Consider the following 25,754-nt stretch of genomic DNA (forward strand, 5'->3'; position numbering starts at 1 on the left):
CTCGCGGGAGTTCAGCCTCGGAAGAAGGCGACGCCCAGATCCGGATGGTCGACGAAGACCCCGTCGATGCCCTGACGCGCGATGACGCCCCACTCCGCCTCATAGTCGCCGTAGGCGCCGCGTCCGCCCCCACCGCGGAACTCGGCCGCGAGGAACGCGTTCTCGGGTCGGCAGGTCCAGGTGAACACCTTGAGGCCCCGCGCATGCGCGTCGGCCACGATGGTGTTGCCGCGCGCAAGCAGCATCTTCTTGCTCACGCTGATGCCGTCGACGCGGCCGACGAGACCGTCGAGGCCCTGCGGGGTCACGGTCGCTTTGTAGGTGAGCGCCTGCTTGCCTTCGGCCACCAGCCGGTCGTACGGCCGTCCGGTCGCCTCGATCAGGTAGATGTACGAGGCGACGATCCCGCGCTCGCGCAGCTCGCCGAGCACCGTCGACTCGAAGCACTCGATCACCAGGGGCAGCTCGCCCTCCGCCCATCCGGCCTCGCGGAGTTCGCGGTCGATGAGCGGGGCGAGGTCGAGACCGATGCCCGCGAAGTACGTGGCGTGCTTGACCTCGAGCACGACGCCGATCTCGCGACCGTACTCCGTCGATCCGTCGCGCACGATGTCGAGGACGTCGCGGAGGCGGAGGATCCCCTGGGCGTCGTCGAAGCTCGCGCTCGACACGCGCACCTCCGGCAGCCGCTCGCGTCCGCGGAGCGTCGACAGCTCCGCCCAGGTGAAGTCCTCGGTGAACCAGCCGGTCAGCGCCTGTCCGTCGACGCGCTTGGTCGTCTTGCGGTCGGCGAACTCCGGATGCGTCGCGACGTCGGTCGTGCCGGAGATCTCGTTCTCGTGCCGGACGACCAGGATCCCGTCCTTCGTGGCGACGACGTCGGGTTCCACGGCATCCACCCCCATGGCGAGCGCGAGCTCGTAGGAGGAGCGACTGTGCTCAGGTCGGTAGCCGGGCGCACCGCGATGCCCGATGACGAGGGGCGTTTTCCTGGGCACGCTCTCAGCGTAGAACACCCCGGCACCGCCGCCTCCCGAGTATCGTGGAGGAAAGAGACCTACTACCCCCCTTTGGAGTGAGGCCCACCAATGAGCAACTTCGCTTTCAACAACCCTGCATTCAAGCAGCAGGACCCGCGCAACGTCGCGACGTACCCGGGCGGACCTCAGGCTGCCCAGGGCGCGCAGAACGCCTCGCTCCAGCACGGGGCGATGGATGCCGCGGCCAACGCGCAGCTCGAGGGCATGTACGCAGCGCCCCCCGCCGGCGCCATCGAGACCGACCGGATGTCGGTCGAGGACACCGTCTGGAAGACGGCCGGCCTGTTCGGCATCCTGCTGGTCACCGCGGCCGTCGGCTGGGTGATGACCCTCGGCGGTCTCGCCGCACCGGCGTACAACCCGGCGAGCACCTTCCAGCCCAACATGCTTCCGTGGATCGTCGGCGCGCTCGGCGGTTTCGTGCTCGCGATGGTCATCACCTTCACGTCGCGCAAGAAGGTGCGTCCGGCGCTGATCTTCGCGTACGCGGCATTCGAGGGCCTCTTCATCGGAGGCATCTCGGCATTCTTCGAGGTCATCTACCCCGGCATCGTCTTCCAGGCGACGCTCGCGACCGTCTCGGTCGTCGGCGTGACTCTGGCTCTCTTCGCGAGCGGGAAGATCCGCGCGTCGAAGAAGGCGACCAAGATCTTCATGATCGCGATGATCGGCTACCTGGTCTTCTCGCTCCTGAACCTCGTCCTCATGTGGACCGGTGTGCTGCCCCAGGACCAGGCGTTCGGCATGCTCAGCGCGTCGATCATGGGCATCCCGCTCGGTCTCATCATCGGAGTGCTCGTCGTCATCATGGCCGCGTACTCGCTGGTGCTCGACTTCGACCAGATCCAGCAGGGCGTGCGCAACGGCGCCCCGCGCAAGTACGGCTGGCTCGGCGCGTTCGGCATCATGGTCACGGTCGTCTGGCTCTACGTCGAGATCCTCCGGATCATCGCGATCGTCCGCGGCAGCAACTGACCGCCGACGTCTCTCGAACAGCGACGAGGCCCGTCTCCCTGGGGAGGCGGGCCTCGTTGCATACCCGGGGACATGCGCGCAAGGGGTTGGCACGCGACCCGCGAAGTCGGCAGTGTGGTGGTCACGAAGCCCTGGCACCCCGGGGCTCCCGACACATAGGAGCTGACCATGAGTTTTCTCGGCTTTCTTCTTCTCGGCCTCATCGCCGGGGCCATCGCGAAGCTGATCCTGCCCGGGAAGCAGGGCGGCGGTTGGTTCATCACCCTGCTGCTCGGCGTCGTCGGAGCGCTGCTCGGCGGCTGGCTCGGCAGCCTGATCCTCAACCGCCCGCTCACCGAGTTCTGGGACCTGGGCACCTGGCTCCTCGCGATCGCCGGCTCGATCATCGTGCTGCTGATCTACGGTCTGATCGTCAACCGCGGTCAGAAGGTCAACGACTGACGCGCACGCCCCCGGGCGCTCCCGCGTCACCCCCGCCCGTCCCCTTCGGAAGCCTCGCTCCCGAAGGGGGCGGGTCATTTCTCTGCCCCGCGCGCCTTCCGCTCCAGCAGCGACCGTTCGCGATCGTTTCCGGCGAGTGCGGCGGCGACGACGAACTCGCTCCGTGCCTCGTCCTCGCGCCCGAGTCGACGCAGCAGTTCTCCCCTGGTCGCGGCCAGCAAGTGGTAGCCGCGCAGCGCTCCTGACGCCGACAACCGGTCGATGATGCGCAGTGCCGATGCCGGCCCGGTCGCCATCGCGACAGCCGCTGCGCGGTTGAGTTCGACGACGGGCGAAGGGGAGATCCGTCCGAGCGCCTCGTAGAGCAGCACGATGCGGTCCCAGTCGGTCTCGTCGACGGATGCCGCGACCGCATGGCATTCGGCGATCGCGGCCTGCAGGCAGTACGCCCCACGTCCGCGTCCGAGCGCATCGGCAGTCGCCAACGATGTGCGACCGCGGGCGATGCGCCCCCGATCCCACCGTCGACGGTCCTGGTCGGCGAGCAGCACGGGGTCGCCGTTGCGGTCCACACGCGCGGGGAAGCGCGCCGCCGTCAGCTCCATCAGCGCCAGCAGACCGTGCACCTCCGGCTCTCTCGGCATCAGGGCGGCGAGCACCCTGCCGATGCGGATGGCCTCGTCACTCAGCTCGGGCCTCATCCACTCCGGCCCGCTGCTCGCCGCATGGGCCTCGTTGAAGATCAGATAAAGCACCCCGAGGATGGCGCCGATGCGCTGCGTGCGCTCCTCACGGGGCGGCAGGTCGAAGGGGGCGTTCGCGGCAGCGAGGGTCTTCTTCGCCCGCACGATCCGCTGCTGCACGGTCGCGGTCGGCACCAGGAACGCGCGGGCGATCTCCTCGCTCGAAAGCCCGCCGACCACCCGCAGCGTGAGTGCTACCTGCGCCTCCTTCGAGAGCACGGGATGGCAGGCGATGAAGATCAGCCGCAGGACGTCGTCGTCGACCGCATCCGGATCCCACAGCAGCTCCGGCGATTCGGCCTGTTCCCGCTCCAGATCGTGCGCCAGCAGGGCCACACGCTCGTCGAGACGCTCCTGCCTGCGCCAGCGATCGACGGCCTTGCGCTTCGCGACCGTCGTCAGCCACGCCCCTGCGTTACGCGGAACTCCCTCGACGGGCCACTGCCGGAGCGCATCGACCAGCGCCTCCTGGGCGAGGTCCTCCGCGAGGCCGAAGTCGCCGACCATCCGTGTGAGGGCCCCCACGATCCGCGCGGACTCGATGCGCCACACCGCCGCGACGGCGCGCTCCGCCGACCCGTCATCGGGGGCGGAACGCGCCGTCTCGCCGTGTGCGGAGGCGTCCATCACTGCTGTGCGCGCTGGGCCTGCTCCTCGCGCCAGCCGGCTTCCTTCTCGATCCACTCGTTGTCGGCGGGGAAGTCCTCCACACCGGTGACCCGACGCACCTCGAGGAACGACCCGGCACCGAGGGGTGCGCGGCTCGCCCATTCGGCGGCCTCTTCGCGGGACGACACCTCGAGGATCCAGAAGCCGTTGAAGAGCTCCTTCGTCTCGCCGTAGGGGCCGTCGGTGATGAGCGGCTTCTCTGCGCTGAAGTCGACGACGAAGCCCTCGGCGGCGTCGGTCAGACCTTCGCCCGCGACCAGGACGCCGGCCTTGATCATCGACTCGTTGTACTTGCCCATGGCCTCGATGACCTGCTCGAACGGCATCTCCTTGTAGGCCTCGACGGCGTCGTCGGTCGCGCGCATGATGAGCATGAACTTCATGATGTTCTCCTTGTTCGTGGGCCGTCTCTCGACCCTCTCATCTCTGACGTCGAACGGGAACGCCTCGGATCGACATCACCGACGGACTTTCTTCGAGATCTCTCACCCGGTCCCCTCCACCGATCCTCCGGGAGCGGGAGCGCGGGTCAGCGACGAGGAGGAGCGGAGGCTGCCGCCGCGATCACGGCGGTGAGGGCGTCGAGCGAACGCTGAGGGCTCCAGGCCGCGGCGACCGATGGTGCCTCGATACTCAGCGCCTCGAGCCGGTCGCTGTCGGTCAGCAGCTGGCGCATCGCCACACCCAGCGCGTCGACGTCGCCGCTCGGCACCAGCACGCCGCCGCCCTGTTCCAGCACGTCGCGGATGCCGTAGCGCACGTCGTACGACAGCACAGGGGTTCCGTGCAGCAGCGCCTCGACCACGCCGAGCGGCTGCCCCTCGAACGCGGTCGACGTGACGAGGAGAGACGCCCGATCCAGCACCGTCCCCGGGGAGTCGGAGTATCCGGCCAGGACGACGCGGTCCCCCGCGCCGAGCTCTTCGATCACGGCCGTCAGGCGCTGCTGCTCAGGACCCCCACCCCAGATCTCCATCCGGGAGCCGGGGACATCGGCAGCGAGGAAGGCGCGGATCGCGTGGTCGACACGCTTGCCGGGGGCGAGGCGCCCGAGCACGACGACGAGTCCGTCCTCTCGCAGCTCGGCGCGGGGCACGACCGGCGCGATCGGATTCGGGACGACGCTGTGGAACGCCGCAGATCCGAACCGGGCGACCACGTCGTCGCGCTGAGTGGCCGTCGGCCAGATCACCGCGTCGAAGCGGTCGGCGAGTCGGAACCAGCGCGTCCAGAGCGTGTTCATCGACGCATCCGGAGTGTACGGCGCCTCGACGTGCATCGTGTGGATCGTGTGGAGGATGCGCACCCGGGGATCGGACCAATCAGCGATGAGCTCGCCGAGCTGGCGAGACTCGCAGATCACGATGATCCTGCGATCGCCGAATGCTGCGGTCACGTGCTCGAGCCAGGCTCGGTACAGTCCTCGGAATCCGTGCAGGGCTCCCGCGACCTCGCCCGCGGCGTCGTAGACGAGGACGGGCTCCTCGGTCAGGTGCCAGTCGGGGTTGCCCGGGATCACCGGGAGTGCTGCGAACGGTCGCCCCTCGGCATCCGTGAGCACCCGGTACTCGATATCGGGATCGGGGCTCACCGCACGGTCGGCGGTGGCACGCAGCCAGTCGGCCGCTCCCCCGCCCGGCGCCGCGGCCTCGTCGAACAGGTTGCGCATCCGGGACGGGTCGACGAGCGCGCCCTGCTCCGCGAACGTCCGTCGGTGCTCGGCGTGCTCAGCCGGCGTACCGGGGTCGAACGTCAGGAGCTGCGGACCCACTCCTTCCGCCACGCCGGCACCCGCCAGCTGCCGGGCGCGCGCGAGCGTCGCGATCGTGTACCCGCCGTCCAGCCCCGGGATCAACCGGCTGGAGAGCACCAGGTACTCGGCATCGGGCAGGCCCGACGCCGCATCGGGGAGCAACGCGCTCCCTACTCCCACTCGATCGCTGGCGCGATCGAGTGCCACGCTGTGCCCGTCACGAGCGCGAGCGCCGGTCACTTCGTGCCCGTCACTCCCACTCGATGGTCCCCGGCGGCTTCGACGTGACGTCGAGCACGACCCGGTTCACGTCGCGCACGCCGTTCGTGATGCGGTTGGAGATCTTCGACAGCACGTCGTACGGCAGACGCGTCCAGTCGGCCGTCATGGCGTCTTCGCTCGACACCGGACGCAGCACGATCGGATGACCGTAGGTGCGGCCGTCGCCCTGCACGCCCACCGAGCGCACGTCGGCCAGCAGCACGACCGGGCACTGCCAGATCTCCTGGTCGAGCCCGGCCTTCGTCAGCTCTTCGCGGGCGATGGCGTCGGCCTCACGCAGAATCTCGAGACGGTCAGCGGTGACCTCACCGATGATCCGGATGCCGAGACCGGGCCCCGGAAACGGCTGCCGGCCGACGATCGCCTCGGGGATGCCGAGCTCGCGGCCGATCGCGCGGACCTCGTCCTTGAACAGGGCGCGCAGCGGCTCGATCAGCTCGAAGTCGAGGTCGTCGGGAAGGCCGCCCACGTTGTGGTGCGACTTGATGTTCGCGGTGCCCGCACCGCCGCCGGACTCCACCACGTCCGGGTAGAGCGTGCCCTGCACGAGGAACTTCACCGGAGCGCCGCCGGAGGCCTTCGCCTCGGCGACGAGGTCGAGCTGCACCTTCTCGAACGCGCGGATGAACTCGCGTCCGATGATCTTGCGCTTCTCCTCGGGGTCGGTGACACCCTTCAGGTGACCGAGGAACGTGTCTGCGGCATCGACGGTGATGAGACGCACGCCGGTGGACTCGACGTAGTCCTTCTCGACCTGTTCGCGCTCGCCCTTGCGGAGGAGGCCGTGGTCGACGAAGACCGCGGTGAGCTGGTCGCCGATCGCCTTGTGCACGAGGGCCGTGGACACCGCGGAGTCGACACCGCCGGAGAGCGCGGAGATGACGCGGGCGTCGCCGACCTGCTCGCGGATGCGCTCGATCTGCTCGGCGATCACGTTGCCGCTGTTCCAGTCGGACGCGAGACCCGCGCCCTTGTGCAGGAAGTTCTCGAGCACGCGCTGACCGTGGTCGGAGTGCTTGACCTCGGGGTGCCACTGCACACCGTAGAAGCCGCGTTCCTCGTTCGAGAACGCCGCGACCTTGGTCGCATCCGTCGTCGCGAGCACGTCGAAGCCCTCCGGTGCCTTGGCGACCTGGTCGCCGTGGCTCATCCAGACGTTCTGCTCCGCGGGCTGGCCGCCGAGCAGCGTTCCACCGTCACCGGTGATGACGGCATCCGTCGCCCCGTACTCGCGCAGGCCGGTGTTCGCGACCTCGCCGCCCAGTGTCTGGGCCATGTACTGGAAGCCGTAGCAGATGCCCAGCGTGGGGACGCCGAGATCGAAGACGGCCGGGTCGAGCTTCGGCGCGCCCTCCTCGTACACCGACGAGGGACCGCCCGAGAGGATGATCGCGACCGGGTTCTTGGCGGCGATCTCGGCGGCAGTGGCGGTGTGCGGCACGATCTCGCTGTACACGCCCGCTTCGCGGACTCGACGGGCGATCAGCTGCGCGTACTGCGCGCCGAAGTCGACGACGAGCGCAGGACGCTGCTGGGTCTCGGACTGTTCGGTCAACGGACACCTTCCGGGGCGGGGGCGGAGGCCTCGGCGGCCTCTCGGGTGGCGAGATAGGTCTTGACCTCACGGGCGACGACCGCCTCCATGAAGAACGACAGCAGCGGGATGACACCGCCGAGCGCGAGGAGGATGAAGCGCGGGAAGCGCCAGCGCATCAGGCTCCACATGCGGAAGCACGCGAAGAGGTACACGACGTAGAACCAGCCGTGCGCCACCAGGATGAACAGCGAGAGGTTGAACCCGTCGCCCAGCGAGGTCATCTCGCAGGAGTTGGTCATCGGGGCGAACAGCGACCACCACTGGCAGTCGGGTCCGGCGAGCACGCCCGCGAACCAGAGCGGTCCTCCGGAGCCTCCCATGAAGAGCTCGAGGTGGATCGGCGTGTACTTCAGCACCATCTCGGTCAGCAGCAGGAGGAGCATGACTCCTGTGATGATCGACGCGATCTGGTAGAACTTCAGCGCACCGCGGATCGCCGGAAAGCTGGCGACTTTCGGTTCGGGCATGCGTCCAGTCTAGCCGCCGCGAAATCACGTCGAATCCGCCCGCAGACGCATCGGTCAGGAATCGAGAAGCACGTCGAGACACACCTCCGTAGCGTCGTCGACATGAACACCACAATCGATTCCCTCACCCTCGACGTCCCGGATGTGGACGCCGCCCGCTCCTTCTACGCACAGGCGTTCGACCTCGGCGATCGTCTGCACTTCCGCACCGCGGATGCCGAGACCTCCGGCTTCCGCGGCTACACCCTGTCGCTCGTCGTCTCGCAGCCCGCGAACGTGCACGCGCTCGTCGACGCGGCCGTCGCCGGGGGCGCCACCGTGATCAAACCGGTCTCGAAGTCGCTGTGGGGCGTCGGCGGGACGATCCAGGCGCCCGACGGCGCGATCTGGAAGGTGGCCACCTCGACGAAGAAGGACACCGCTCCCCCGAGCCGCGCGGTCGACGAGATCATCCTGCTGCTCGGCGCCGATGACGTGGTCGCCTCGAAGACCTTCTACGCGGACCGCGGGATCCCGGTGGGCAAGAGCTTCGGCCGCAGCTACGTGCAGTTCGAGACCGGAGCGAGCCCGATCGGACTGGGACTGTATCGGCACGTCTCCCTCGCCAAGGATGCGGGGGTGCCCGCGGAGGGATCCGGCTCGCACCGGCTCACGGTGAACGGCGTGCTCGGTGCGGCCGTCGACCCCGACGGCTTCGTATGGGCTCCGGTCGCGGTGTCCGCCTGAGACGGAGAGACGACGACGAAGGCCGCCGGGATCGCTCCCGACGGCCTTCGCCTGTGTCACCCGCTATCGGATCAGAACCATCGGGTCAGGAGGTCCCAGAGCCAGTCGAGGATCGCACCGATGATGCCGCCGGCGCGGTTGACCGTGACCGTGGCCGTGGCCGAATCCCCATCGGCCTGAGACGCCGCGACGGTGTACTTGCCCGACGGAGCGCTCTTGGGCACGGTGACGGAGGTGCTGAACGTGCCGTCGGCGCCGACCTGGACGGTACCGATCTGGACCGGCTTGCCCTTCTTCGGACGCAGCTCGATGCTCACGCTCTCGCCGGGGACGTAACCCTCACCGGTGACCTTGAGGCTCTTGCCCGCAGTCACCTTGGACGAGCCGAGGGCGATCGTGCCGGCGAACTCCTCCTCCCCGGCGATCGTGAACGGTACCTGCACGGTGGTCCCGGTTCCGGCGACCGCGACGGTGAGCGACTGCTCGCCGAAGACGCCCGAGGGAACCGTGAACGTCAGGCTCGCGCGTCCGCCCTCATCGGTCGTGTCGACCACCGTCGGGTCGACGGCTCCGGTGGCGAGCACGGTGTCGCCCAATGCGAGCGTCACCTCGCCCGGCGCCGGCTCGCCCGCGCTGAACGCCAGCGAGGAGAGCGACACCGTCACCTGGTCGCCGGCGCTGTAGCCGTCGGCGTCGGCGGGGCTGACGGCCACTCCGACCGCGCGCTGGGCGTAGTCGGGGCTCGCGGTCTTGTTCGCGTCGAACCAATCGACCATGGACTGCAGATCGATCTTGCCGGTGTCGCGCTTGCCGGTGCCCTCCTTGAAGGTGAAGAAGTTGTCTCCACCTGCCGCGAGGAACGAGTTGGCGGCGACCGTGTAGTTCGCCGCCGGATCGATCGGCGTGCCGTTGAGCGTGATGGACGTGATCCTCGAACCCGCTGCCGCGGCGGGGTCGTACGTGTAGACCAGCCCCTCCGAGACGCCGAGCTTCAGGAACGGACGCGCGGAGCCCGCCGGCTGCCACTGCTCCTCGAGGACGCCCTTCAGCTGCGCACCCGTGAGCGTCAGCGTCACCAGCGTATTGGCGAACGGCTGCACCGTCGCCGCCTCGCGATAGGTGACGTTGCCCGCGGGATCGGAGGCTCCGGCCGAGGCGTACGTGAGGTTCGCGCGGATGCCACCCGGGTTCATGAGTGCCAGGTCGGCGCCCGTGGACCACTTCTGCACGTCGGCGACGAAGTTGCCGATGGTGGACTCGCCACCGCGGTTCTCCGTCTTGCCGTCGCTCTGGCGCGCCCGGTTGAAGTCGGCGGTGATGTCGCCGACCTTGATCGCGCCGAGCACGTCGGCTTCGGCCTTGGCCTGGTCCACGATCGCCTGCACCTCGGGCACCGCCGGGTAGAGCGGCTTGCCGGCAGCGGTGAGGGGCTTGATCTCGTTGGTGATCGAGATCAGGTCCTTCGTCTTCGCGTCGACCTGGAGGTTCATCAGGCCCAGGTTCTCGCCGTACTGCCCCGCGGACACGACCGGACGGCCGTCGATCACGTGGTTGTACGCGAGGTGCGTGTGCGCCGACACGATGGCGTCCACGTCGTCATCGACCCCGTAGACGATCTCGCCGAGGGGCGAGTCCGGAGTGATGCTCGACAGCTCGACGCTGGATGCGCCCTCGTGCACGAGCAGGATGACGACATCCGCCTCGCCGTTGGACTCGTCGCCGTCGCGCAGGTCGTCGGCCACCGCGTTCACGGAGTCGACGATGCTGCGGACCTCGAGGTCCTCGATGCCCTCCGGGGAGACGAGCGAGTCGAGATCCTCGGTGACCGCTCCGACGAAGCCGACCTTCACACCGTCGAGCTCCTTCACCCAGGCCGGGGCGAGCGCGGGCTCGCCGGTCTCGGTGACGAACACGTTCGAGGAGATGTACTCCCAGTCCGCACGCTCCTGCACGCGATCGCGCAGGTCTTCCCAGCCCTGATCGAACTCGTGGTTGCCGGCTGCGCTGACGTCGAGACCGGCCGCGTTGAGCGCATCGATCGTCGGGTTGTCGTCGTTGATGAACGAGGTGAACGTCGATGCGCCGATCAGGTCGCCGGCACCGGCGAAGATCGTGTTCGGGTTCGCCTCACGGAACTGCTCCACGGCTCCCGCCAGGACGGCGGCGCCGGCTGCGGCACCGTCGGCCTCGATGCGACCGTGGAAGTCGTTGACCGTGACGACGTCGATGCTCACCGGCGGGATCTCCGCCGAGACGCCGACGATGATCGGGTCGTGGTCGCTGGACCGGTAGGGCGTTCCCTCCTCGGTGGCGCCGAACGCGTAGCCGCGGTCGCTCCACTCCGGCGAGTTGATGCCCCACACCCCGGCGCCCGTGATCGACGAGGCGAGCGACGGCGACGCGATCACGTGGTCGAGTGAGCCGAGTTCGCCGTCGAACGTGTACGTGTACTGGCCATCGGTCTTGTCGGCGACGAGGTCGCTCCACCCGTTCGAGGTGAACACGTCGATCGGGTCTTCCTTGCCATAGGCGTTGAAGTCGCCGATCAGCAGCATGTCGCCGCTGCCGGTGGTCTCCTCGAGCTCGGCGGTGAAGGCGAGGATCGCGTTCGCCTGCTTCACGCGGTCGGCGTTGAAGAAGCCCTGGCCGTCGGCCGGCTCCGCTCCCGCACCCTCGGGCGGCGACTTCGACTTCAGGTGGTTCGCCACGACCGTGACGACGCGGCCGTCGATGTCGAAGGCCTGCGCGATCGGCTCGCGGGCGTTGCCCCACACGGTCTCATCGGTGACGGTGGCGCTGTCGCCGACCGTCTTGACGGCATCCTTCTTGAAGATGATGGCGTTGGTGATGAAGTCGGTCGTCGCCGCGTCGTTCAGCGCGGCGGGCGTGGGCACGTAGTCCCACACGTCGCTGCCGGCGTCGGCGTTGAGGCCGGCGACCAGGTCCTTGAGGGCCGTGTCGACGGGCTTGCCGAGCTTCACCGAGTTCTCGATCTCCATGAGCGAGACGATCTCGGCCTCGAGTCCGTTGATCGCCGCGACGATCTTGGACTTCTGGATCGCGAACTGCGCCGCGTTCGCCGCGCCTCGGGCGTTGGAGTTCTCGCTCTTCAGCGTCGTGAAGTAGTTGTAGACGTTGAAAGACGCGACCTGCACGTCGCCGCCCACCTCGGGCGCGGAATCGGTGCGCGGGTTCGTCGCCTCGAATCCGACCTTGAGGTCGGCGGACGAGGAATCGTCGATCGGCACGACCGGCTGCAGACGCCAGTCGTTGAAGCCCCACTGCAGCACGTAGCCGTTGTCGCCGAAGTCGACCGTGTCGCCGTTGCGGACCACGGTGTCCTTCGTGAAGTACGGTTGCTCGCCCGGGTGTCCGCCGTTGGACACCTGGATGGACCAGCCGTCGTCGAGCAGGATGCGGTTGGCGCGGTTGGCCGCAGCGATCGCCGCCGCTGCGTCGCCGGGACGCGTGGTCTCCGTGCTCTTCACCGCGAGGTCGGCCCCGGCGTTGAGCCAGAGCGTGCCGAAGTTGAACAGCTGGTGGCTGGAGGCGAGACGGTAGGTCCCCTCCGGCGCCACGTACATGTTCTCGTACTGCTCACGGTCGGCTCCCTGCAGCGTGGCGGGCAGCGGAGTGACGGCGGGAACACCTGCGCCGGCGGTGACCACCGCGACGTCGGCGGCCGCGACCGGGTTGATCTGCGTCTGCCCGAAGTACTCGCTCACGGAGCCGGTGACCGAGACGAGGTCGCCGATCGCGAGCGTCGGGGTCAGCGCGTTGAGGAAGACGAACACGCCGTCCGACGCGCCGGGAGTCGCATCCGTCGCGCCGCCGGAGCCCTGGGTCTGGATGACGATGCCCTTGTAGCCGCCGGTGCGGTAGTCGGCGGTGACGACGCCCTCGACCTGCACGGTCTTGCCGCTCAGCGGAGAGACGTCGGTCGTGCCCTGCACCTCGGCGATCGTCGCCTTCGTCGGCTCCGTGCCGGGGTCGGTCCCGGGGTCGGTGCCGCCCGAGTTCTGCGGAGTGACCGTCGCCGACAGCGCGAAGTCCGCGCTGTTGTCGTCGGTGTCGACGCCGCCTGTGCGGTTGAGGGACTTCACGTCGGTGTTGCCCGCGGGCGCAGCCGCCGCCGCGGTCTCGAACGTGTTCGAAGTGCCGTAGCCGAGCAGGTCGACGACGCCGTCGACGCCCACGGTCGAACCGGGAGTGAGGGTCACTGCGGCGGTGCCCTCGACGAGTGCGAGCGTTCCGGTGGTTCCGCTCGGGGTCAGGGTGCTGACCGCGTCAGGGGCGGGGAGCTCGGCGCCGTTGGCCCCGTTGCTGTTGCCCTGCACCAGGTAGTAGCCGCCCGCCGGGATGACGCCCGTGAGCGGAGCGACGCCGTTGAAGGCGCCGGTTCCGGTCGCCGACCGGTACTGCAGCGACATTCCGTCGAGCGTGATCGGCGCCAAGGTCGGGTTGTAGAGCTCGACGAACTTGTTCTTGAACGCGGCCCCCGCGCTGCCGCCGGAGAGATACGCCTCGTTGATCACCACCCCCGTCCCGGTGGTGTCGGCTGCGGCGGGAACGGCGGCCAGCGGGCCGAGGCTCAGCGCGGCCACGCAGGTCACGGCGAGAGCGCCGATGCGCCCCCTGCTTCTACGGTGCGAGACAGGAACCCTGCGGTTCTCGTCTTCTGGAGCGGACATCATCGGTGCTGTCTCCTCGGTCGGGGGTCGACTTCTCGGGCTGCCATGGCACACAGGGGAAACTCCCAGGGTGCTCACATGGTGCGAGCATACGGAGCGGTCAGGGCATCCTCAATGGAGTTTTCCGATTGGACACCGAGCGCTCACCGGACGTCCGCGAAGACCCCTGACGAAGGTCTCTATCCGCCGAGCGCAGCGCGCAATTGCGCAGCATATCGCGCGCGAATGCGCGCGATGATCAGGCGGTTTCCGCGGCGGCCGCTTCTTCGAACTCCTCGACCTCGCGCTCCCAGGCATCCTTCGCGAGGCGGTACCAGAGATAGAACGCGAAGCCCGCGAAGATCGCCCACTCGACGGCGTAGAAGACGTTCAGCCAGTTGACCGGCGACATCTCCTCGGGTGCGGGCGACGAGATGTCGACCAGCCCCGCGGTCGCGGTGGTCGAGGCGAGATACGGGCGGTAGACGTCGAGTTCCTCGATATCGTGCCAGCGACTGAGGAGGGCGGCGGGCGACATCCGATCCAGCTGCTCCGGATCCGTGCGCGGCGGCACCCGCGGACCCTCGTCGGAGATGACGCGTCCCGTGACGGCGACCTCCGAACCGTCGGCGTCGGCCTCGAGTTCCTCCACAGCCGCATCCGCAGTGGCCCGATCAGGAGCCCAGCCCACTGCGACGGCGATCGAGACGCGCTCGTCGACGCGCAGCTGACCGGTGACCCAGTAGCCCTGGACGTCGTCGTTGAAACGGCTCGACACGACGATGAAGTCTTCCGGCACCCAGGCGCCGGCGGTCTCGACGCGCTGCCCCACGAGTGGCTCGGGGAGGTACTCCCCCGGCTCGAGGACCTCGGTGAGCTGCTGCACCTGCTCGGTGGCGCCCGGAGCAGGCGGATCGGTCTCGATCGCGCGCTCCAGCTGCCACTGGCCGAGCCAGGCGAAAACGCCCGCGACGAGGAGGCAGAGCAGGAGCATCCCGATCCAGCGTCCCCGGAGCATGACCTCGCGGAGGGTCGGGGGGAACAGAGCAGGAGCGGTCACGGTGGTGCGCAGGACCTCAGGCCTCGTACGGTGCGAGCACGACCTCGACCCGCTGGAACTCCTTGAGGTCGGAGTATCCCGTGGTCGCCATCGACTTGCGCAGCGCGCCGATCAGGTTCGCGGTGCCGTCGGCGACGGGTGCGGGGCCGTAGAGGATCTCCTCGAGCGTGCCGATGCCGCCGACCTCGACGCGGTGGCCGCGCGGCAGCTTCGGGTGGTGCGCCTCGGGGCCCCAGTGGAACCCCCGACCGGGGGCGTCGGTGGCGCGTGCGAGCGCGACGCCGAGCATGACCGCGTCCGCTCCCATCGCGAGTGCCTTGACGATGTCGCCCGAGGTGCCGACGCCGCCGTCGGCGATCACGTGCACGTAGCGTCCGCCGGACTCGTCGAGGTAGTCGCGGCGCGCAGCGGCGACATCGGAGACCGCGGTCGCCATCGGCGCGTGGATGCCGAGGGTCGCACGGGTCGTCGACGCGGCGCCCCCGCCGAAGCCGACGAGCACGCCCGCGGCACCGGTGCGCATCAGGTGCAGGGCCGCGGTGTAGGTGGCCGCACCGCCGACGATCACCGGGACGTCGAGGTCGTAGATGAACTTCTTGAGGTTCAAGGGCTCGGCGACGCTCGAGACGTGCTCGGCCGAGACCGTGGTGCCGCGGATCACGAACAGGTCGACGCCGGCGGCGGCGACGGTGTCGTAGTACTCCTGGGTGCGCTGCGGCGTGAGGGATCCGGCGACGGTCACGCCGGCCTCGCGGATCTCGGCGAGACGCCGGGTGATGAGCTCGGGCTTGATCGGCTCGGAGTACAGCTCCTGCATCCGCACCGTCGCCTTGCCGTCGTCGAGTCCGGCGATCTCCGCGAGCAGCGGCTCCGGGTCTTCGTACCGCGTCCACAGGCCCTCGAGATCGAGCACACCGAGACCACCCAGCTGGCCGAGCATGATCGCCGTCTGCGGGCTCACGACCGAGTCCATCGGCGCACCGAGCACCGGGATGCCGAACCCGAAGGCGTCGATGGTCCAGGCCGTCGACACGTCCTCCGGGTTGCGCGTGCGCCTCGACGGCACCACCGCGATGTCATCGAACGTGTACGCGCGACGTGCGCGCTTTCCTCGGCCGAGCTCGATCTCCATGGTCACCCCTCCAGCCTACCCGGCGACCGAACGCGCGCACTGCCGGGCCCTCGGACACCCCGCTCCCGAGGGGTCAGGAAACGCCGCACCGGGCCTCAGCGTCGGGGCGTGCTTTGACCCCTCGGGAGCACACTCAGCGCACTCGAGCGACCCGCTTCTCATCCCACACCGGCGCATCGGCCTCGTAGACCTCGCCGTCCGATCCGAACACGAGGAACCGGTCGAACGAACGCGCGAACCAGCGGTCGTGCGTGACCGCGAGCACCGTCCCGTCGAAACGCGCGAGAGCGTCCTCGAGCGCCTCGGCGGACTCCAAGTCGAGGTTGTCGGTCGGCTCATCCAGCAGGAGCAGCGTCGCCCCCGACAGCTCCAGGAGCAGCACCTGGAACCGCGCCTGCTGGCCTCCCGAGAGCGACTCGAACGTCTGCAGGGCCTGACGCACGAGACCGTAGCGGTCGAGGGCGGAACTCGCGGCATCCCTCGGCATCCCGGCCCGGCGGTCGTCGCCGCGGTGGAGGATCTCCAGGAGCGTGCGCCCGACGAACTCCGGATGCGCATGCGTCTGCGCGAACAGCCCGGGCACGACCCGCGCGCCGAGCGTGGCGGCGCCGGTGTGCGCGACTGCGCTCAGCTCCTCGCCGGTGGAGGTCACGTGACCGAGCGTCGCATCCGGGTCGCTGCCCCCGCGAGCGAGGAGCCGCAGGAAGTGCGACTTTCCCGATCCGTTCGACCCGAGGACGGCGACACGGTCGCCGTACCAGACCTCGACGTCGAACGGACGCATGAGACCGGTCAGCTCGAGCCGCTTCGTCACGACGGCCCGCTTGCCCGTACGCGCGCCCCGCAGCCGCATGTCGAAGTCCTGCGCGGGCGGGCGCTCTTCGGGCGGTCCCGCCTCCTCGAACTTGCGCAGCCGCGTCTGGGCCGCCTGATACCTCGAAGCGAAGCCATCGTTCGCCGACGCCTTCACCTTGAGGTTCGCGACGAGGACGCGCAGCTTCTCGTGCTGCTCGTCCCACCGTCGACGCAGCTCGTCGAGCCGGTCCATCCGGTCGGTGCGGGCCTGCTGGTAGGTCGCGAAGCCGCCGCCGTGCACCCACGCCGTCGCCCCCGCCGCTCCGGGCTCGAGAGTGATGAGCCGGTCGACTGCACGTGCCAGCAGTTCGCGGTCGTGCGACACCAGGAGCACGGTCTTCGGAGTCTGCCGCAGCTGCTCCTCGAGCCATCGCTTGGTGGGGACGTCGAGGTAGTTGTCGGGCTCGTCGAGCAGCAGCACCTCATCGGGTCCGCGCAGGAGAGCTTCGAGCGCGAGCCGCTTCTGCTCCCCGCCGGAGAGCGTCGTGAGCTCCCGATACCGGGCGCGCTCGAACGGCACACCGAGCGCCGCCACGGTGCACTGATCCCAGACGGTCTCGTGCTCGTAGCCGCCGGCATCCGCATATTCGGCGATCGCCGACGCGTAGGCCATCTGCGTGTCGTGCTCATCGCGTTCGATCAGCGCGTTCTCCGCGGCTTCGAGGGCTTCAGCCGCCGTGCGGATGCGCCGAGGAGCGACTCGCACCAGGAGCTGGTGCACGGTCTCGCCGGCCTCGCCGTGACCGACGAACTGGTCCATGACGCCGAGACCGCCGTCGATCGTGACCACGCCGTCATCGGCAGCCTGGTCGCCTCGGATGATGCGCAGGAGGGTGGTCTTGCCCGCGCCGTTCGGACCGATCAGCGCGCTCGTCGAGCCCGAGCCGATCCTGAAGGTCGCCTCGTCGAGAAGCGGTCTGCCATCGGGGAGCGTCAGTGAGACGCCGGAGACATCGATATAGCCCACGGTGCGTGGCCGTCCTTCCGCCCGCGCATGCCGAGCCGACCAGGCTATCAGGTGGGGCCGCGATGCTCCGATCCGTGCTCAGGCGAGTGCGCTCGACGTCGGCACCGCGCCCGCGAACAGATCGAGCACGGGGCAGTGCGCATCGACGACCGAGCGCAGGTTCTCGTACTGCTCGACGCTGTCCGGTCCCGTGATGTCCACCGACACCCGCACATCGTGGAATCCGGCCCGACCGGACTCGTCGATGCCGAACAGCTTCCGCACGTCGAGATCCCCCTCCGCCGTGATCTCGATCTCGTCGATCGTGAGCCCGAGCGCCTGGGCGTAGAGCCGGTAGACGACCACCTGACACGAGATGAGCGCGCCCAGGGCGTACTCGACCGGGCTGGCCGCCACGTCATCGCCGGCCAGTGCGCCCGGCTCGTCGACGAGGAAGCGGTGCTTTCCCGCACGGATCTCGGTGGCGACCGAGCCGATTCCGCGCCCGCTGACCCGATAGGTGAGCTGCGCGTTCGCGTCGTCCGCCGCGATCCGCTCGTTCCATGCGGCTCCTGCATCGGTGAGGCGCTGGGCGCGCTCGGCGGGAGTGACGTCGGCGACACCGGCGAGCTGGTCCTGGAGAAGAGTCATGGCCCGACGGTAGCGATTCGGACGCTCCGGGCTCGCGGCAGCCGTCATCCACGGTCATCGGCCGACATCGACGGCAACAGTCCGTGGTCAGTCGGCGCGACTGAGGCTCCTCAACACCTCGGTGCGGGGAGCCGCCGGCAGGACGAACCGGAACTCCGTGCCCACCCCCTCCTGGCTCGTCACGTCCATGGTCCCGCCGTGCGCGAGCACGATGGCCCGGGTGATCGTGAGCCCGAGACCCACTCCCGGCACCGCGTTGCGCGTGGCGGTGGATGCCCGGAAGAAGCGGGTGAACAGCATCCCCTGCTCGTCTTCGGGGATCCCGACGCCGGTGTCCGCGATCGAGAACTCGACCCCGCCGTCGACCTGCCGGACGCGAGCGGTGACCTTGCCGCCCCGCGGGGTGAACTTGATGGCATTGGACAGGAGATTGTCGATGGCCTGCCCGACCCTGCCGGCGTCGACGACCACCGGGACGGCGTCGGCACCGACCTCCGCCACGAGCTCGATCCCCTCCCGCTGCGCATGCGGTCTCGCCGAGGACACGGCGGACCGCACCAGCTCGGCGACATCGGAGTCCTCGCGATCCAGCGGGAACCGGCCCGACTCCACCTGAGCGGTGAAGAGCAGGTCGCCGACGAGGTTGAGCAGTCGCTGCGCGTTGCGCTCGATGATCCCGACGAACTCCTGCTGGTCGTCGGTGAGCGGCTGGGCCGGATCGTTCTGCAGCAGGTCGAGGAAGCCGATGATCGCGCTCAGCGGCGTTCGCAGCTCGTGCGAGATCATCCCCACGAACTCGTCCTTCATGCGCGCGACCTCCACCGCCCTGGTCTCGTCGGTCAGCACGAACAGGTATCCCTGCTGCGCTCCCGCGCCGTCCTTGTGCGGGCTCACGGTGACGCGAGCCGGTACTGTCGTGCCCCCGGCCGTCACCACCTCGAGGTCGCCGTCCGTCGCCTGCTCGGCGTCGGCCCGCGCGAACAGCCCCCGGATGCCGCTGGGGAGTTCTGCGTACCCCGGCGGCACCGCATCGGAGGGCGCGGAGGACTCGGGGTGCTCCTCCGCCAGAACGGACAGCACCGAGGTCGGGAAGAACCTGTCGATACGCACGCCGGTGAGCGCCTCTTCGACCGAGAGCCCGAGAAGTCGGACAGCCCCGGGGTTCCAGGCGGTCACGGTGCCGTTGCAATCGGTCGCGATCACCGCCTGCGCCGTGATCGACGACCAGAGGCTCTCGAACGAGTCGAGGAGTTCCCGGTACTGGTGCTCCTTGTCGCGCAGTTGCACGATCATCGCGACGTTCTCGGACAGCGCCTTGGTGCGTTCGGCGACCAGTTCCTCCGCCTGCTCGACACGCATGCGCTGCTGCCGGGAGAGCTGGTTGACGACGGCGGCGACCGCGGCGAACACGAGCGGACCGACGACACCTCGCAGCCAGTCGACGGAGCTGTCCGGCGGGTCGGCGAAATACGGCATCAGGAGAGCGAGCGACGTCAGCCCGCCGACGACGAAGACGTACCGGATGCCGGGAGCCGCGGCGATCCACACGACCGGCAGGAGGACGAGGGAGGAGAAGAGCGACGTGGCGCCGCCCGTCCCGGTGCGGAACAGCCCGAGACCGACGATGTCGACGATGGGGACGAGGAGGACGACCCATCCGTCCTGCACACCTCGCGCGGTGAGCACCGCCGCGAGAACCGTCGCGGCGAGGACGAGGGCGATCCCGCCCGTGGCCGGCAGGAAGTGGGTGAGCGGAAGATCGGGGATCCACCAGGTCAGTATCGCCGCGATGACGGTGGCGATGACCGTCGGCGCCTGCTTGAGCATCGCGCTCGGGTTGTCGAAGACCTGGTACCAGCGGTTCTCGGCACGATCCAGCGGCGTCGCCCTCATCGGTGCACCTGTTCCACGATCGCGTGCAGATGCGCTCCCGTGATCGGCTTCGGGAGCGCGGCGTCGGCAGGCGGATAGTCTGCGGCGTCGAGCACCGAGCTGATCACGAGGAAGCAGTCGGGGAACCGCGCCTGCACCAGCCGCGCACACTCCTGCCCCGAGATGCCGGGAAGGAGGAGGTCGAGGACGGCGAGGACGGGGTCGATGTCTGCGAAGGCGGCGATCGCGGACTCGGCGTCTCGCGCGATGAAGACGTCGAAGCCCTCGCGATCGAGATAGCGGCGCAGCAGCGCCGCCTGATCCGGGGCGTCCTCGACGACGAGGGCCAACGGCCTCCCGGTCATCGAAGGAACAGCTCTCGCACGATGACGACGATGACGACGACCGCGAGGGCGAGGGCCGCCTGCGGGATCAATCGCCGCTCCCGGCGGGCATCCGCGGCGATCTCCTCCACTTCGGTGTCGTGTGACGGGGCTGCGGTCATGAGTCGACACGTCCGATCTTCTCGGTCTTGATCCAGGAGGCGTCCGCTCGACGCCATTCTTTGATGTACGAATCCACGGTGATCGCGCAGAGCAGCGAGCCGTAGCCGCAGATGTAGAGCAGCAGCCCGGCGAAGAACTGCCCGCCGGGGAGGGGTTCGACCGCGCGGGCCAGCCAGACCCCGAGCAGGGAGATCGGTCCCCACAGGTAGAAGACCACGGCCCAGATGAAGCGGGTCTGATCGGTCACGGCCAGTCCGAGCTCCCGCAGGGTCGACTCGAACAGCCAGGGGAACAGTGCGACGGCCATCAGGATCAACGCGCCGAGACCCGGGAACATCACCGCCTCGCGCCACGAGTGCCTGCCGGTCCGCGGATCCAGTTGCACCGCGTAGACCATGGAGAACAGGTACACGCACGCCGCGAGGATCCACATGGCGCGGAACACGAACTCCGCGATGTCGCTGTGCAGGACGAGCAGCGCGAGCATTCCGACCGCAGCCAGGATCATGAACACCGGCAGGAGCAGGATCGTGAACCACGCGAGGCCGAAGGTGAAACTGCCCAGGTGGTGGGTCCGGCTCGGGCGGAACCAGAGCTTGCGGTAGATCGACGTCAGCTGCACGTTGCCCCGCGCCCAGCGCAGTCGCTGCTTCCAGAGGCTGTCGACCGTCCTGGGCTCCTCGGCGAGCACGACGGCGTGCGGCTCGAAGACCATCCGGCGCCCCTTGAGCTGCCCTTCGAACGTGGTCATGGTGTCTTCGGCGAGGGTCCCCGTCGGGATCCGTCCGCCGATGGCCTCGAGATTCGCACGGGAATGCAGCTGCGCGCCGCCGGCGAGGCAGGCGATCGCGCCTCCCACGTTCTGGACCCGCCGCGCGGAGAGCTGACCCATCACATACTCGATCGCGATGAACCGCGTGAGGTAGTTGCGGTCACGGCTGCCCTCGGCGATGTAAGCCGTGACGGCCCCGACCTTCTCGTCGGCGAGGTGCCTGCTGAGCTTGCGGAGCGAGTCGCGCGCGAAGATGACGTCGGCGTCCATGATCAGCACGGCTTCGGTCCAGGGGTCCGCGAGGACCACGTCGAGGCCGTGGTTGAGGGTGTGCGCCTTGCCCTCGCCGCCCTTCTCGCGGCGCAGGTGCACCACTCGCCCGGGGTGCGCCTCGGCCTTGGCCGCGACGATCGACGGGGTGTCGTCGGTGGAGGCGTCGTCGACCACGAAGACGCGCAGCCGTTCGGCGGGATACTCCAGCTGGAGCAGGCGATCGATCGCCGGGCCGATCACGAGACCCTCGTTCCATGCCGGGATGATCACCGCGACGTTCGGGTGATACGGCGCCGCCTTGCTGTAGTGATTGCGGAAGGCATGCAGCGGCAGCGTGAGGAACTGCAGAGCCGTGTTGAGCACGGGGAGCGTGCCGACCAGGACGAAGAGCAGGAGCACGACGACGAGCACCGTCTGCAGCCAGGAGAGATCGGCCATCAAGGGGCCTCCTCCAGCGCGTCGAGCAGCGGGATCACGCGGGAGTACCGACCGACATCGCCGGCTTCGTGGCTGTCCGTGGACGCGACGAGCTCACCGCCCGCGCGGCGCAGAGCCGACAACGCGCCGACGCCCGGGCAGCCCCACTTCTCGTTCACCTCGACCAGGGTGCCGGTCTCTGCGGCGGCCTGCGCCCAGGCGTCCGTCCGCTGCGGGCCCAGGTCGGCCTCCGAGAGCCCGATCTTCGGCAGGATCGAGAAGCAGTGGGCCAGCTGATTCCCCGGATGCCGGCGCATCGTGGCGACGAGAGACTCGACGAACTGGTCGAGGACATCGGCCGGCGCCCAGCCTGCGGCCATGCGCTCGCGCACGGAGGAAGGCCCCAGCGGCCCGTCGACACCGGGGAACTGGTGGTCGGCGATCAGGATCCGGTCGATGCCGTCCGGGAGCGCCGGGATGTCGAGGGTGCCGGTGACGTCGAGGATCTTCGCCTCGACGCCCGTCAGCACGGTGAGCCCGTCCGGCACCCGGAGCGCGCGGACCGCCGCGAGGTACTCGGGAACCCAGGTGGTGCTCTGGCGCACGTGGTCGACCAGGCGCAGGGTGGTGAGCCCGGCTTCCGCGGCCGCGTCGACGTTCTGCGCGAGCGTCGAGACGGCGTCGTCCGAGTACGTCGAGTGGACGTGGTGATCGCCGCGGAGCACCGCGTGGGTCACAGCTCCTCCTGGTGACCCGCATGGTCGGAGACGAGGAGGTCTTCGACCTCCACGATCACGTCCTCCAGGAACCGCACCGACGCGACCTCGCGGAACGGGACCTGCACCGGCAGCTCGCGCCCCAGGAACAGGTCGGCCACGAGCGACGGGATGTCGACGCCGGCCGCGATGGTCAAGGGCAGGGCGCCCGGGAAGCGGGGATTGACCTCGAGCAGCACCGCGCGGCCGGTGCGATCGCGACGCAACTGCACGTTGGCGACACCGACCAGTCCGATCGCGCGCGCGATCGACGCCGCCGTCTCCTCGAGCTCGGGGTCGAGGACGGTGCGCCCGGCGATGGCGACACCGGAATCCACCCTGGCCCGGGTGCGCGGCACCGCGGCCACGACGTGGCCCGCGGCATCGGCGATGACGTCGACCGAGTACTCCTCCCCCGGGAGGAAGTCCTGCACGATCAGACCTTCGTCCGTCGGCAACGCCTCGAGGGCCGCACGATCGGGCACCAGACGCACGCCGCGGCTGCCTGCCCCCTGTCGCGGCTTGGCGAAGACCGGGAACTCCCAGCCGATCGCCTCGGCGTCGCTGCCGGCCAGAACCGTGCGCGGGGTGTGCCCGGTGGGTGCGCAGCGCTCGGCGAGGGCGAGCTTGTCGAGCGCGGTGTTCAGGGTGTCGGCCGACGGCGCGGCCAGCACCGCGGGCGCCAGCTCATCCCGTCGTTCGGCGAGGGCGATGAGTTCGACATCGACCGTCGAGATCACCAGGTCGAGCTCGTCGGCGGCGACCATGCGGGCGATCGCAGGCACGAAGTCCTCGTCCCGCCCCGGCGGAACCAGGCGACGCTGGGCCGGCGGAACCAGATAGATCCCACTCGCCCACCCGTCCATGTCCGCCGCGAACACGGTCAGGTCGGAGCGACGGAGGAGGGAGCGGATCACGGCCACTCCGGCCGGACCGCCGGCTCCGGTCACCAGTACACGCTGCGTCATCAGCTCTCCCGTCGGGTGTATTCGTGGGCGCCGATGAACTCGGCCGTCTCGCGCACCACCTCGAGCGGTTCGACGGCGGTCCCACCGCCGAAGCGCGACCAGTACCGCGCCGTGGCGGTGACGAAGTCCGGCTCGAGGTACTCGCGGCTCGCGGTCTGGGAGCCGAAACGCTCCAGGAGCCGGAGTTTGTCGTCGAGATAATGATCGATCCGGACGAACCGCGTGGGGCGGAAGTCGATCGTCGAGGAGGGGCTCTGGTAGCAGGCGACGGTGCCGACGCGCCGGGTCGCCACGATGGTGGCCTCGCTCACCGCGCGGTGGTCCTGGTGGCGGTCGTGGCTCGAGTGCGTGTAGACGATCGTGGGCTGGATCTCCTGCACCACCTCTTCGATCAGGCGCACCGTGGACCCTCCCCCGGAGATCTCGGTGTCCACGAGGTCCTTCATGAAGAGACGGGCGCCCAGCATCTCGGCAGCAGCCAGCGACTCGTCCTGACGGTTGTCGGCATCTCCACCGCGGGCGCCCCGGGAGAGGGTCAGGATCGTGATCTCGTCCTGGGCCCCCGCGTGTGCCGCGAGCAGCCCTCCGACACCGATCTCGACATCGTCGGGATGCGCGCCGATCGCCAGCACCACCTCACGGGGCTTCGCCTCTTCACGTCGACGCCGACCTTCCTCGATCAGCCGGGTGACGGACTCGACCAGGCGCGCGTTGTCGAGCGGTTTGGTGAGGAACTCGTCGGCCTGTGCACGCAGTGCAGAGACGGCGTACTCGACGGAGACGTGGGCCGTCATCACCACCACGGGCACGTTCGGGACCGTGCGCCGCAACTCGGCGAGCAGTTCCAGTCCGCTGAGTCCGGGCATCTCGATGTCCGTGACGACGACGTCGGGACGGAACGCGGTCACTCGCTCGACGGCGGTCCGGCCGTCCTCCGCGAGTTCGACGACGCAGCCGGCACGCCTCTCGAGCACGGTCTTCACGAGCAGGGCGACATCGGGGTCGTCGTCGACGACGAGAACGCGAGGGGGTTCCTCGGACATGTAGAGCTCTCCTTGGGGAGGTTCCCTGCCGATGGGGATCGGGACGCGATCTCGGCGCCTTCATTCACCGGGACCGCAGGGAAAGTCGAGCGGGATATGTCGAGTCTGGCATATCGGGATGCCGCGGCGGCTCCACTTCTACGAGCCGGTGCGAGCCGCCCGCTTCTCCTGCTGATACACGCGGATGGCCTCGTACCGCTCGGCGGAGCGCGCGCGCCGCTTCGCCGCCTCATCCTCGCGGTTCTTGGGTGGGGCGTTGGTCACGAGCTCGTCGAGGAGGCGGCTCACGACATGCGCGATCTCATCGACGGCCCGGTCGAAGACGGCCTGGTTCGCTCTCGACGGCGCCGTCGAGCCGGAGATCTTGCGCACGAACTGCAGAGCCGCGTCGTGGCACTCCTCCTCGGTCACGGCCGGTTCGAGGTTGTTCAGCGGGACGATGTTTCGGCACATACCGTGCACGTTACGCCTGGCGGGGGCCGCGGCGTAAGGGGCGGCGTCCCCGGTCGCGAGGACGGCGAAGGGATGGTGCGGGCCTCCTCGTCCTCGCTACGCTCTGGCTACCGGAACTGCACTCACGTTCCTCCGTTCACCCATCGACAGGACAGAACATGACGAACCCCCCGTTCCCCGAGCAGCCGACCCCCGACTCTTCGCATCCCGCCGCGCCGCCACCCGCCGGGGCGCCTACTCCCCCGCCGCCCTCTGCTGCGGCGCCGGCCTGGGACACCACCCCGAATGCGGCTCCGGCCGCGGGCTACCCGGACTCGGGGGCCCCCGCCTACGCGCAGCCGGCAGCGACGCCGCCGGGACGCGTGCTGTCGATCGTCGGTCTGGTGCTCGCGTTCCTGGCGGCGCCCGTCGGCCTCGTCATCAGCATCGTCGCCGCCGTGAAGCTCGGCAAGGCCGGCCAGCCGAAGGGACTCGCCATCGCCGGCATCGTCGTCGGCGCGATCATCACGATCTTCTGGATCATCATGTTGATCCTCGCCATCACGGTGTTCGCCGCACTCGGCGGGATGTGCGCGGAACTGGGCCCCGGCGTGTGGCAGGTCGACGGCGTGACCTACACCTGCGGCTGACCCGCCCCTGAACCGAACAGAAGAGGGACCGGATGCGATGCGCATCCGGTCCCTCTTCC

The 25,754-nt window shown here is 69.2% G+C and carries 23 protein-coding genes; 4 read left to right on the forward strand and 19 right to left on the reverse strand.

Annotated elements, in window-relative coordinates:
* Positions 1–11 precede the first annotated feature (11 nt).
* Positions 12–998, reverse strand: a complete 987-nt coding sequence (locus CQ045_RS04095) for a glycerophosphodiester phosphodiesterase family protein (RefSeq protein WP_105722118.1) — start codon at positions 996–998, stop codon at positions 12–14.
* 90 nt (positions 999–1,088) lie between these two features.
* Here CQ045_RS04095 and CQ045_RS04100 point away from each other — a divergent pair, with 90 nt between their 5' ends.
* On the forward strand, positions 1,089–2,015 hold the full coding sequence (locus CQ045_RS04100; RefSeq protein ID WP_105721429.1) for a Bax inhibitor-1/YccA family protein: 927 nt from the start codon (positions 1,089–1,091) through the stop codon (positions 2,013–2,015).
* A 168-nt stretch (positions 2,016–2,183) separates the two neighbouring features.
* Positions 2,184–2,456, forward strand: coding sequence for a GlsB/YeaQ/YmgE family stress response membrane protein (locus CQ045_RS04105; protein ID WP_105721430.1), 273 nt, complete (start codon positions 2,184–2,186; stop codon positions 2,454–2,456).
* A 74-nt stretch (positions 2,457–2,530) separates the two neighbouring features.
* On the opposite strand, the gene CQ045_RS04110 is transcribed toward CQ045_RS04105, so the two are convergent.
* From CQ045_RS04110 to CQ045_RS04130, 5 genes are all read right to left on the reverse strand, one after another.
* Entirely contained in the window at positions 2,531–3,826 is a 1,296-nt protein-coding gene (locus tag CQ045_RS04110) for an RNA polymerase sigma factor (RefSeq protein ID WP_105721431.1), read from the reverse strand.
* Positions 3,826–4,251 (reverse strand): YciI family protein, encoded by a 426-nt coding sequence (locus tag CQ045_RS04115; protein ID WP_105721432.1) that lies wholly within the window; start codon positions 4,249–4,251, stop codon positions 3,826–3,828. Before CQ045_RS04115 ends, CQ045_RS04110 begins: the two co-directional genes overlap by 1 nt.
* A gap of 146 nt (positions 4,252–4,397) precedes the next feature.
* Entirely contained in the window at positions 4,398–5,828 is a 1,431-nt protein-coding gene (locus tag CQ045_RS04120; protein WP_258130944.1) for a glycosyltransferase, read from the reverse strand.
* A gap of 43 nt (positions 5,829–5,871) precedes the next feature.
* Positions 5,872–7,458, reverse strand: a complete 1,587-nt coding sequence (gene guaA, locus CQ045_RS04125) for a glutamine-hydrolyzing GMP synthase (RefSeq protein WP_105721433.1) — start codon at positions 7,456–7,458, stop codon at positions 5,872–5,874.
* Entirely contained in the window at positions 7,455–7,967 is a 513-nt protein-coding gene (locus CQ045_RS04130; protein WP_105721434.1) for a DUF3817 domain-containing protein, read from the reverse strand. Before CQ045_RS04130 ends, guaA begins: the two co-directional genes overlap by 4 nt.
* Positions 7,968–8,069: 102 nt before the next feature.
* Here CQ045_RS04130 and CQ045_RS04135 point away from each other — a divergent pair, with 102 nt between their 5' ends.
* A complete protein-coding gene (locus CQ045_RS04135; protein ID WP_105721435.1) occupies positions 8,070–8,693 on the forward strand; it encodes a glyoxalase in 624 nt (207 codons plus the stop codon).
* 71 nt (positions 8,694–8,764) lie between these two features.
* On the opposite strand, the gene CQ045_RS04140 is transcribed toward CQ045_RS04135, so the two are convergent.
* From CQ045_RS04140 to CQ045_RS04195, 13 genes are all read right to left on the reverse strand, one after another.
* Positions 8,765–13,387, reverse strand: a complete 4,623-nt coding sequence (locus CQ045_RS04140; protein WP_105721436.1) for an ExeM/NucH family extracellular endonuclease — start codon at positions 13,385–13,387, stop codon at positions 8,765–8,767.
* 235 nt (positions 13,388–13,622) lie between these two features.
* On the reverse strand, positions 13,623–14,381 hold the full coding sequence (locus tag CQ045_RS04145; RefSeq protein ID WP_181156475.1) for an SURF1 family protein: 759 nt from the start codon (positions 14,379–14,381) through the stop codon (positions 13,623–13,625).
* 58 nt (positions 14,382–14,439) lie between these two features.
* Positions 14,440–15,555 (reverse strand): GuaB3 family IMP dehydrogenase-related protein, encoded by a 1,116-nt coding sequence (locus tag CQ045_RS04150; protein ID WP_105721438.1) that lies wholly within the window; start codon positions 15,553–15,555, stop codon positions 14,440–14,442.
* A gap of 133 nt (positions 15,556–15,688) precedes the next feature.
* Positions 15,689–17,377, reverse strand: a complete 1,689-nt coding sequence (locus CQ045_RS04155; protein WP_105721439.1) for an ABC-F family ATP-binding cassette domain-containing protein — start codon at positions 17,375–17,377, stop codon at positions 15,689–15,691.
* 78 nt (positions 17,378–17,455) lie between these two features.
* A complete protein-coding gene (locus tag CQ045_RS04160; protein WP_105722122.1) occupies positions 17,456–18,007 on the reverse strand; it encodes an OsmC family protein in 552 nt (183 codons plus the stop codon).
* An 87-nt stretch (positions 18,008–18,094) separates the two neighbouring features.
* Complete coding sequence (locus CQ045_RS04165; protein WP_105721440.1) at positions 18,095–19,900, reverse strand: cell wall metabolism sensor histidine kinase WalK; 1,806 nt, start codon at positions 19,898–19,900, stop codon at positions 18,095–18,097.
* Positions 19,897–20,244: a response regulator gene (locus CQ045_RS04170; RefSeq protein WP_105721441.1), complete on the reverse strand. Its 348-nt coding sequence runs from the start codon at positions 20,242–20,244 to the stop codon at positions 19,897–19,899. The genes CQ045_RS04165 and CQ045_RS04170 overlap by 4 nt, the downstream gene beginning before the upstream one ends.
* Entirely contained in the window at positions 20,241–20,384 is a 144-nt protein-coding gene (locus CQ045_RS18745) for a hypothetical protein (RefSeq protein WP_181156439.1), read from the reverse strand. Before CQ045_RS18745 ends, CQ045_RS04170 begins: the two co-directional genes overlap by 4 nt.
* The gene (locus CQ045_RS04175; protein WP_105721442.1) at positions 20,381–21,868 is read right to left on the reverse strand and encodes a glycosyltransferase; all 1,488 of its coding nucleotides are present in this window, start codon (positions 21,866–21,868) and stop codon (positions 20,381–20,383) included. The genes CQ045_RS18745 and CQ045_RS04175 overlap by 4 nt, the downstream gene beginning before the upstream one ends.
* On the reverse strand, positions 21,868–22,584 hold the full coding sequence (locus CQ045_RS04180) for a PHP domain-containing protein (RefSeq protein WP_105721443.1): 717 nt from the start codon (positions 22,582–22,584) through the stop codon (positions 21,868–21,870). Before CQ045_RS04180 ends, CQ045_RS04175 begins: the two co-directional genes overlap by 1 nt.
* Complete coding sequence (locus tag CQ045_RS04185) at positions 22,581–23,570, reverse strand: ATP-grasp domain-containing protein (protein WP_105721444.1); 990 nt, start codon at positions 23,568–23,570, stop codon at positions 22,581–22,583. Before CQ045_RS04185 ends, CQ045_RS04180 begins: the two co-directional genes overlap by 4 nt.
* Entirely contained in the window at positions 23,570–24,613 is a 1,044-nt protein-coding gene (locus CQ045_RS04190) for a response regulator (protein WP_105721445.1), read from the reverse strand. The genes CQ045_RS04185 and CQ045_RS04190 overlap by 1 nt, the downstream gene beginning before the upstream one ends.
* Positions 24,614–24,751: 138 nt before the next feature.
* Entirely contained in the window at positions 24,752–25,066 is a 315-nt protein-coding gene (locus tag CQ045_RS04195) for a DUF2277 domain-containing protein (RefSeq protein ID WP_105721446.1), read from the reverse strand.
* Between the two features lie 158 nt (positions 25,067–25,224).
* Here CQ045_RS04195 and CQ045_RS18610 point away from each other — a divergent pair, with 158 nt between their 5' ends.
* Positions 25,225–25,695: a DUF4190 domain-containing protein gene (locus CQ045_RS18610; RefSeq protein WP_146115181.1), complete on the forward strand. Its 471-nt coding sequence runs from the start codon at positions 25,225–25,227 to the stop codon at positions 25,693–25,695.
* The last annotated feature ends 59 nt before the right edge of the window (positions 25,696–25,754 follow it).

The sequence above is a fragment of the Microbacterium sp. MYb66 genome (assembly GCF_002979435.1).
Lineage (GTDB): Bacteria > Actinomycetota > Actinomycetes > Actinomycetales > Microbacteriaceae > Microbacterium.

What these genes read in the sequence shown, in the direction of transcription:
- CQ045_RS04115 (WP_105721432.1), bottom strand. Translation starts at nt 4,251, where the DNA reads ATGAAGTTCATGCTCATCATGCGCGCGACCGACGACGCCGTCGAGGCC.
- CQ045_RS04160 (WP_105722122.1), bottom strand. Translation starts at nt 18,007, where the DNA reads ATGACTCTTCTCCAGGACCAGCTCGCCGGTGTCGCCGACGTCACTCCC.
- CQ045_RS04110 (WP_105721431.1), bottom strand. Translation starts at nt 3,826, where the DNA reads ATGGACGCCTCCGCACACGGCGAGACGGCGCGTTCCGCCCCCGATGAC.
- CQ045_RS04170 (WP_105721441.1), bottom strand. Translation starts at nt 20,244, where the DNA reads ATGACCGGGAGGCCGTTGGCCCTCGTCGTCGAGGACGCCCCGGATCAG.
- CQ045_RS04195 (WP_105721446.1), bottom strand. Translation starts at nt 25,066, where the DNA reads ATGTGCCGAAACATCGTCCCGCTGAACAACCTCGAACCGGCCGTGACC.
- CQ045_RS04100 (WP_105721429.1), top strand. Translation starts at nt 1,089, where the DNA reads ATGAGCAACTTCGCTTTCAACAACCCTGCATTCAAGCAGCAGGACCCG.
- CQ045_RS18745 (WP_181156439.1), bottom strand. Translation starts at nt 20,384, where the DNA reads ATGACCGCAGCCCCGTCACACGACACCGAAGTGGAGGAGATCGCCGCG.
- CQ045_RS04165 (WP_105721440.1), bottom strand. Translation starts at nt 19,900, where the DNA reads ATGAGGGCGACGCCGCTGGATCGTGCCGAGAACCGCTGGTACCAGGTC.
- CQ045_RS04145 (WP_181156475.1), bottom strand. Translation starts at nt 14,381, where the DNA reads ATGCTCCGGGGACGCTGGATCGGGATGCTCCTGCTCTGCCTCCTCGTC.
- CQ045_RS04105 (WP_105721430.1), top strand. Translation starts at nt 2,184, where the DNA reads ATGAGTTTTCTCGGCTTTCTTCTTCTCGGCCTCATCGCCGGGGCCATC.
- CQ045_RS04130 (WP_105721434.1), bottom strand. Translation starts at nt 7,967, where the DNA reads ATGCCCGAACCGAAAGTCGCCAGCTTTCCGGCGATCCGCGGTGCGCTG.
- CQ045_RS04150 (WP_105721438.1), bottom strand. Translation starts at nt 15,555, where the DNA reads ATGGAGATCGAGCTCGGCCGAGGAAAGCGCGCACGTCGCGCGTACACG.
- CQ045_RS18610 (WP_146115181.1), top strand. Translation starts at nt 25,225, where the DNA reads ATGACGAACCCCCCGTTCCCCGAGCAGCCGACCCCCGACTCTTCGCAT.
- CQ045_RS04185 (WP_105721444.1), bottom strand. Translation starts at nt 23,570, where the DNA reads ATGACGCAGCGTGTACTGGTGACCGGAGCCGGCGGTCCGGCCGGAGTG.
- CQ045_RS04135 (WP_105721435.1), top strand. Translation starts at nt 8,070, where the DNA reads ATGAACACCACAATCGATTCCCTCACCCTCGACGTCCCGGATGTGGAC.
- CQ045_RS04175 (WP_105721442.1), bottom strand. Translation starts at nt 21,868, where the DNA reads ATGGCCGATCTCTCCTGGCTGCAGACGGTGCTCGTCGTCGTGCTCCTG.
- CQ045_RS04140 (WP_105721436.1), bottom strand. Translation starts at nt 13,387, where the DNA reads ATGATGTCCGCTCCAGAAGACGAGAACCGCAGGGTTCCTGTCTCGCAC.
- CQ045_RS04190 (WP_105721445.1), bottom strand. Translation starts at nt 24,613, where the DNA reads ATGTCCGAGGAACCCCCTCGCGTTCTCGTCGTCGACGACGACCCCGAT.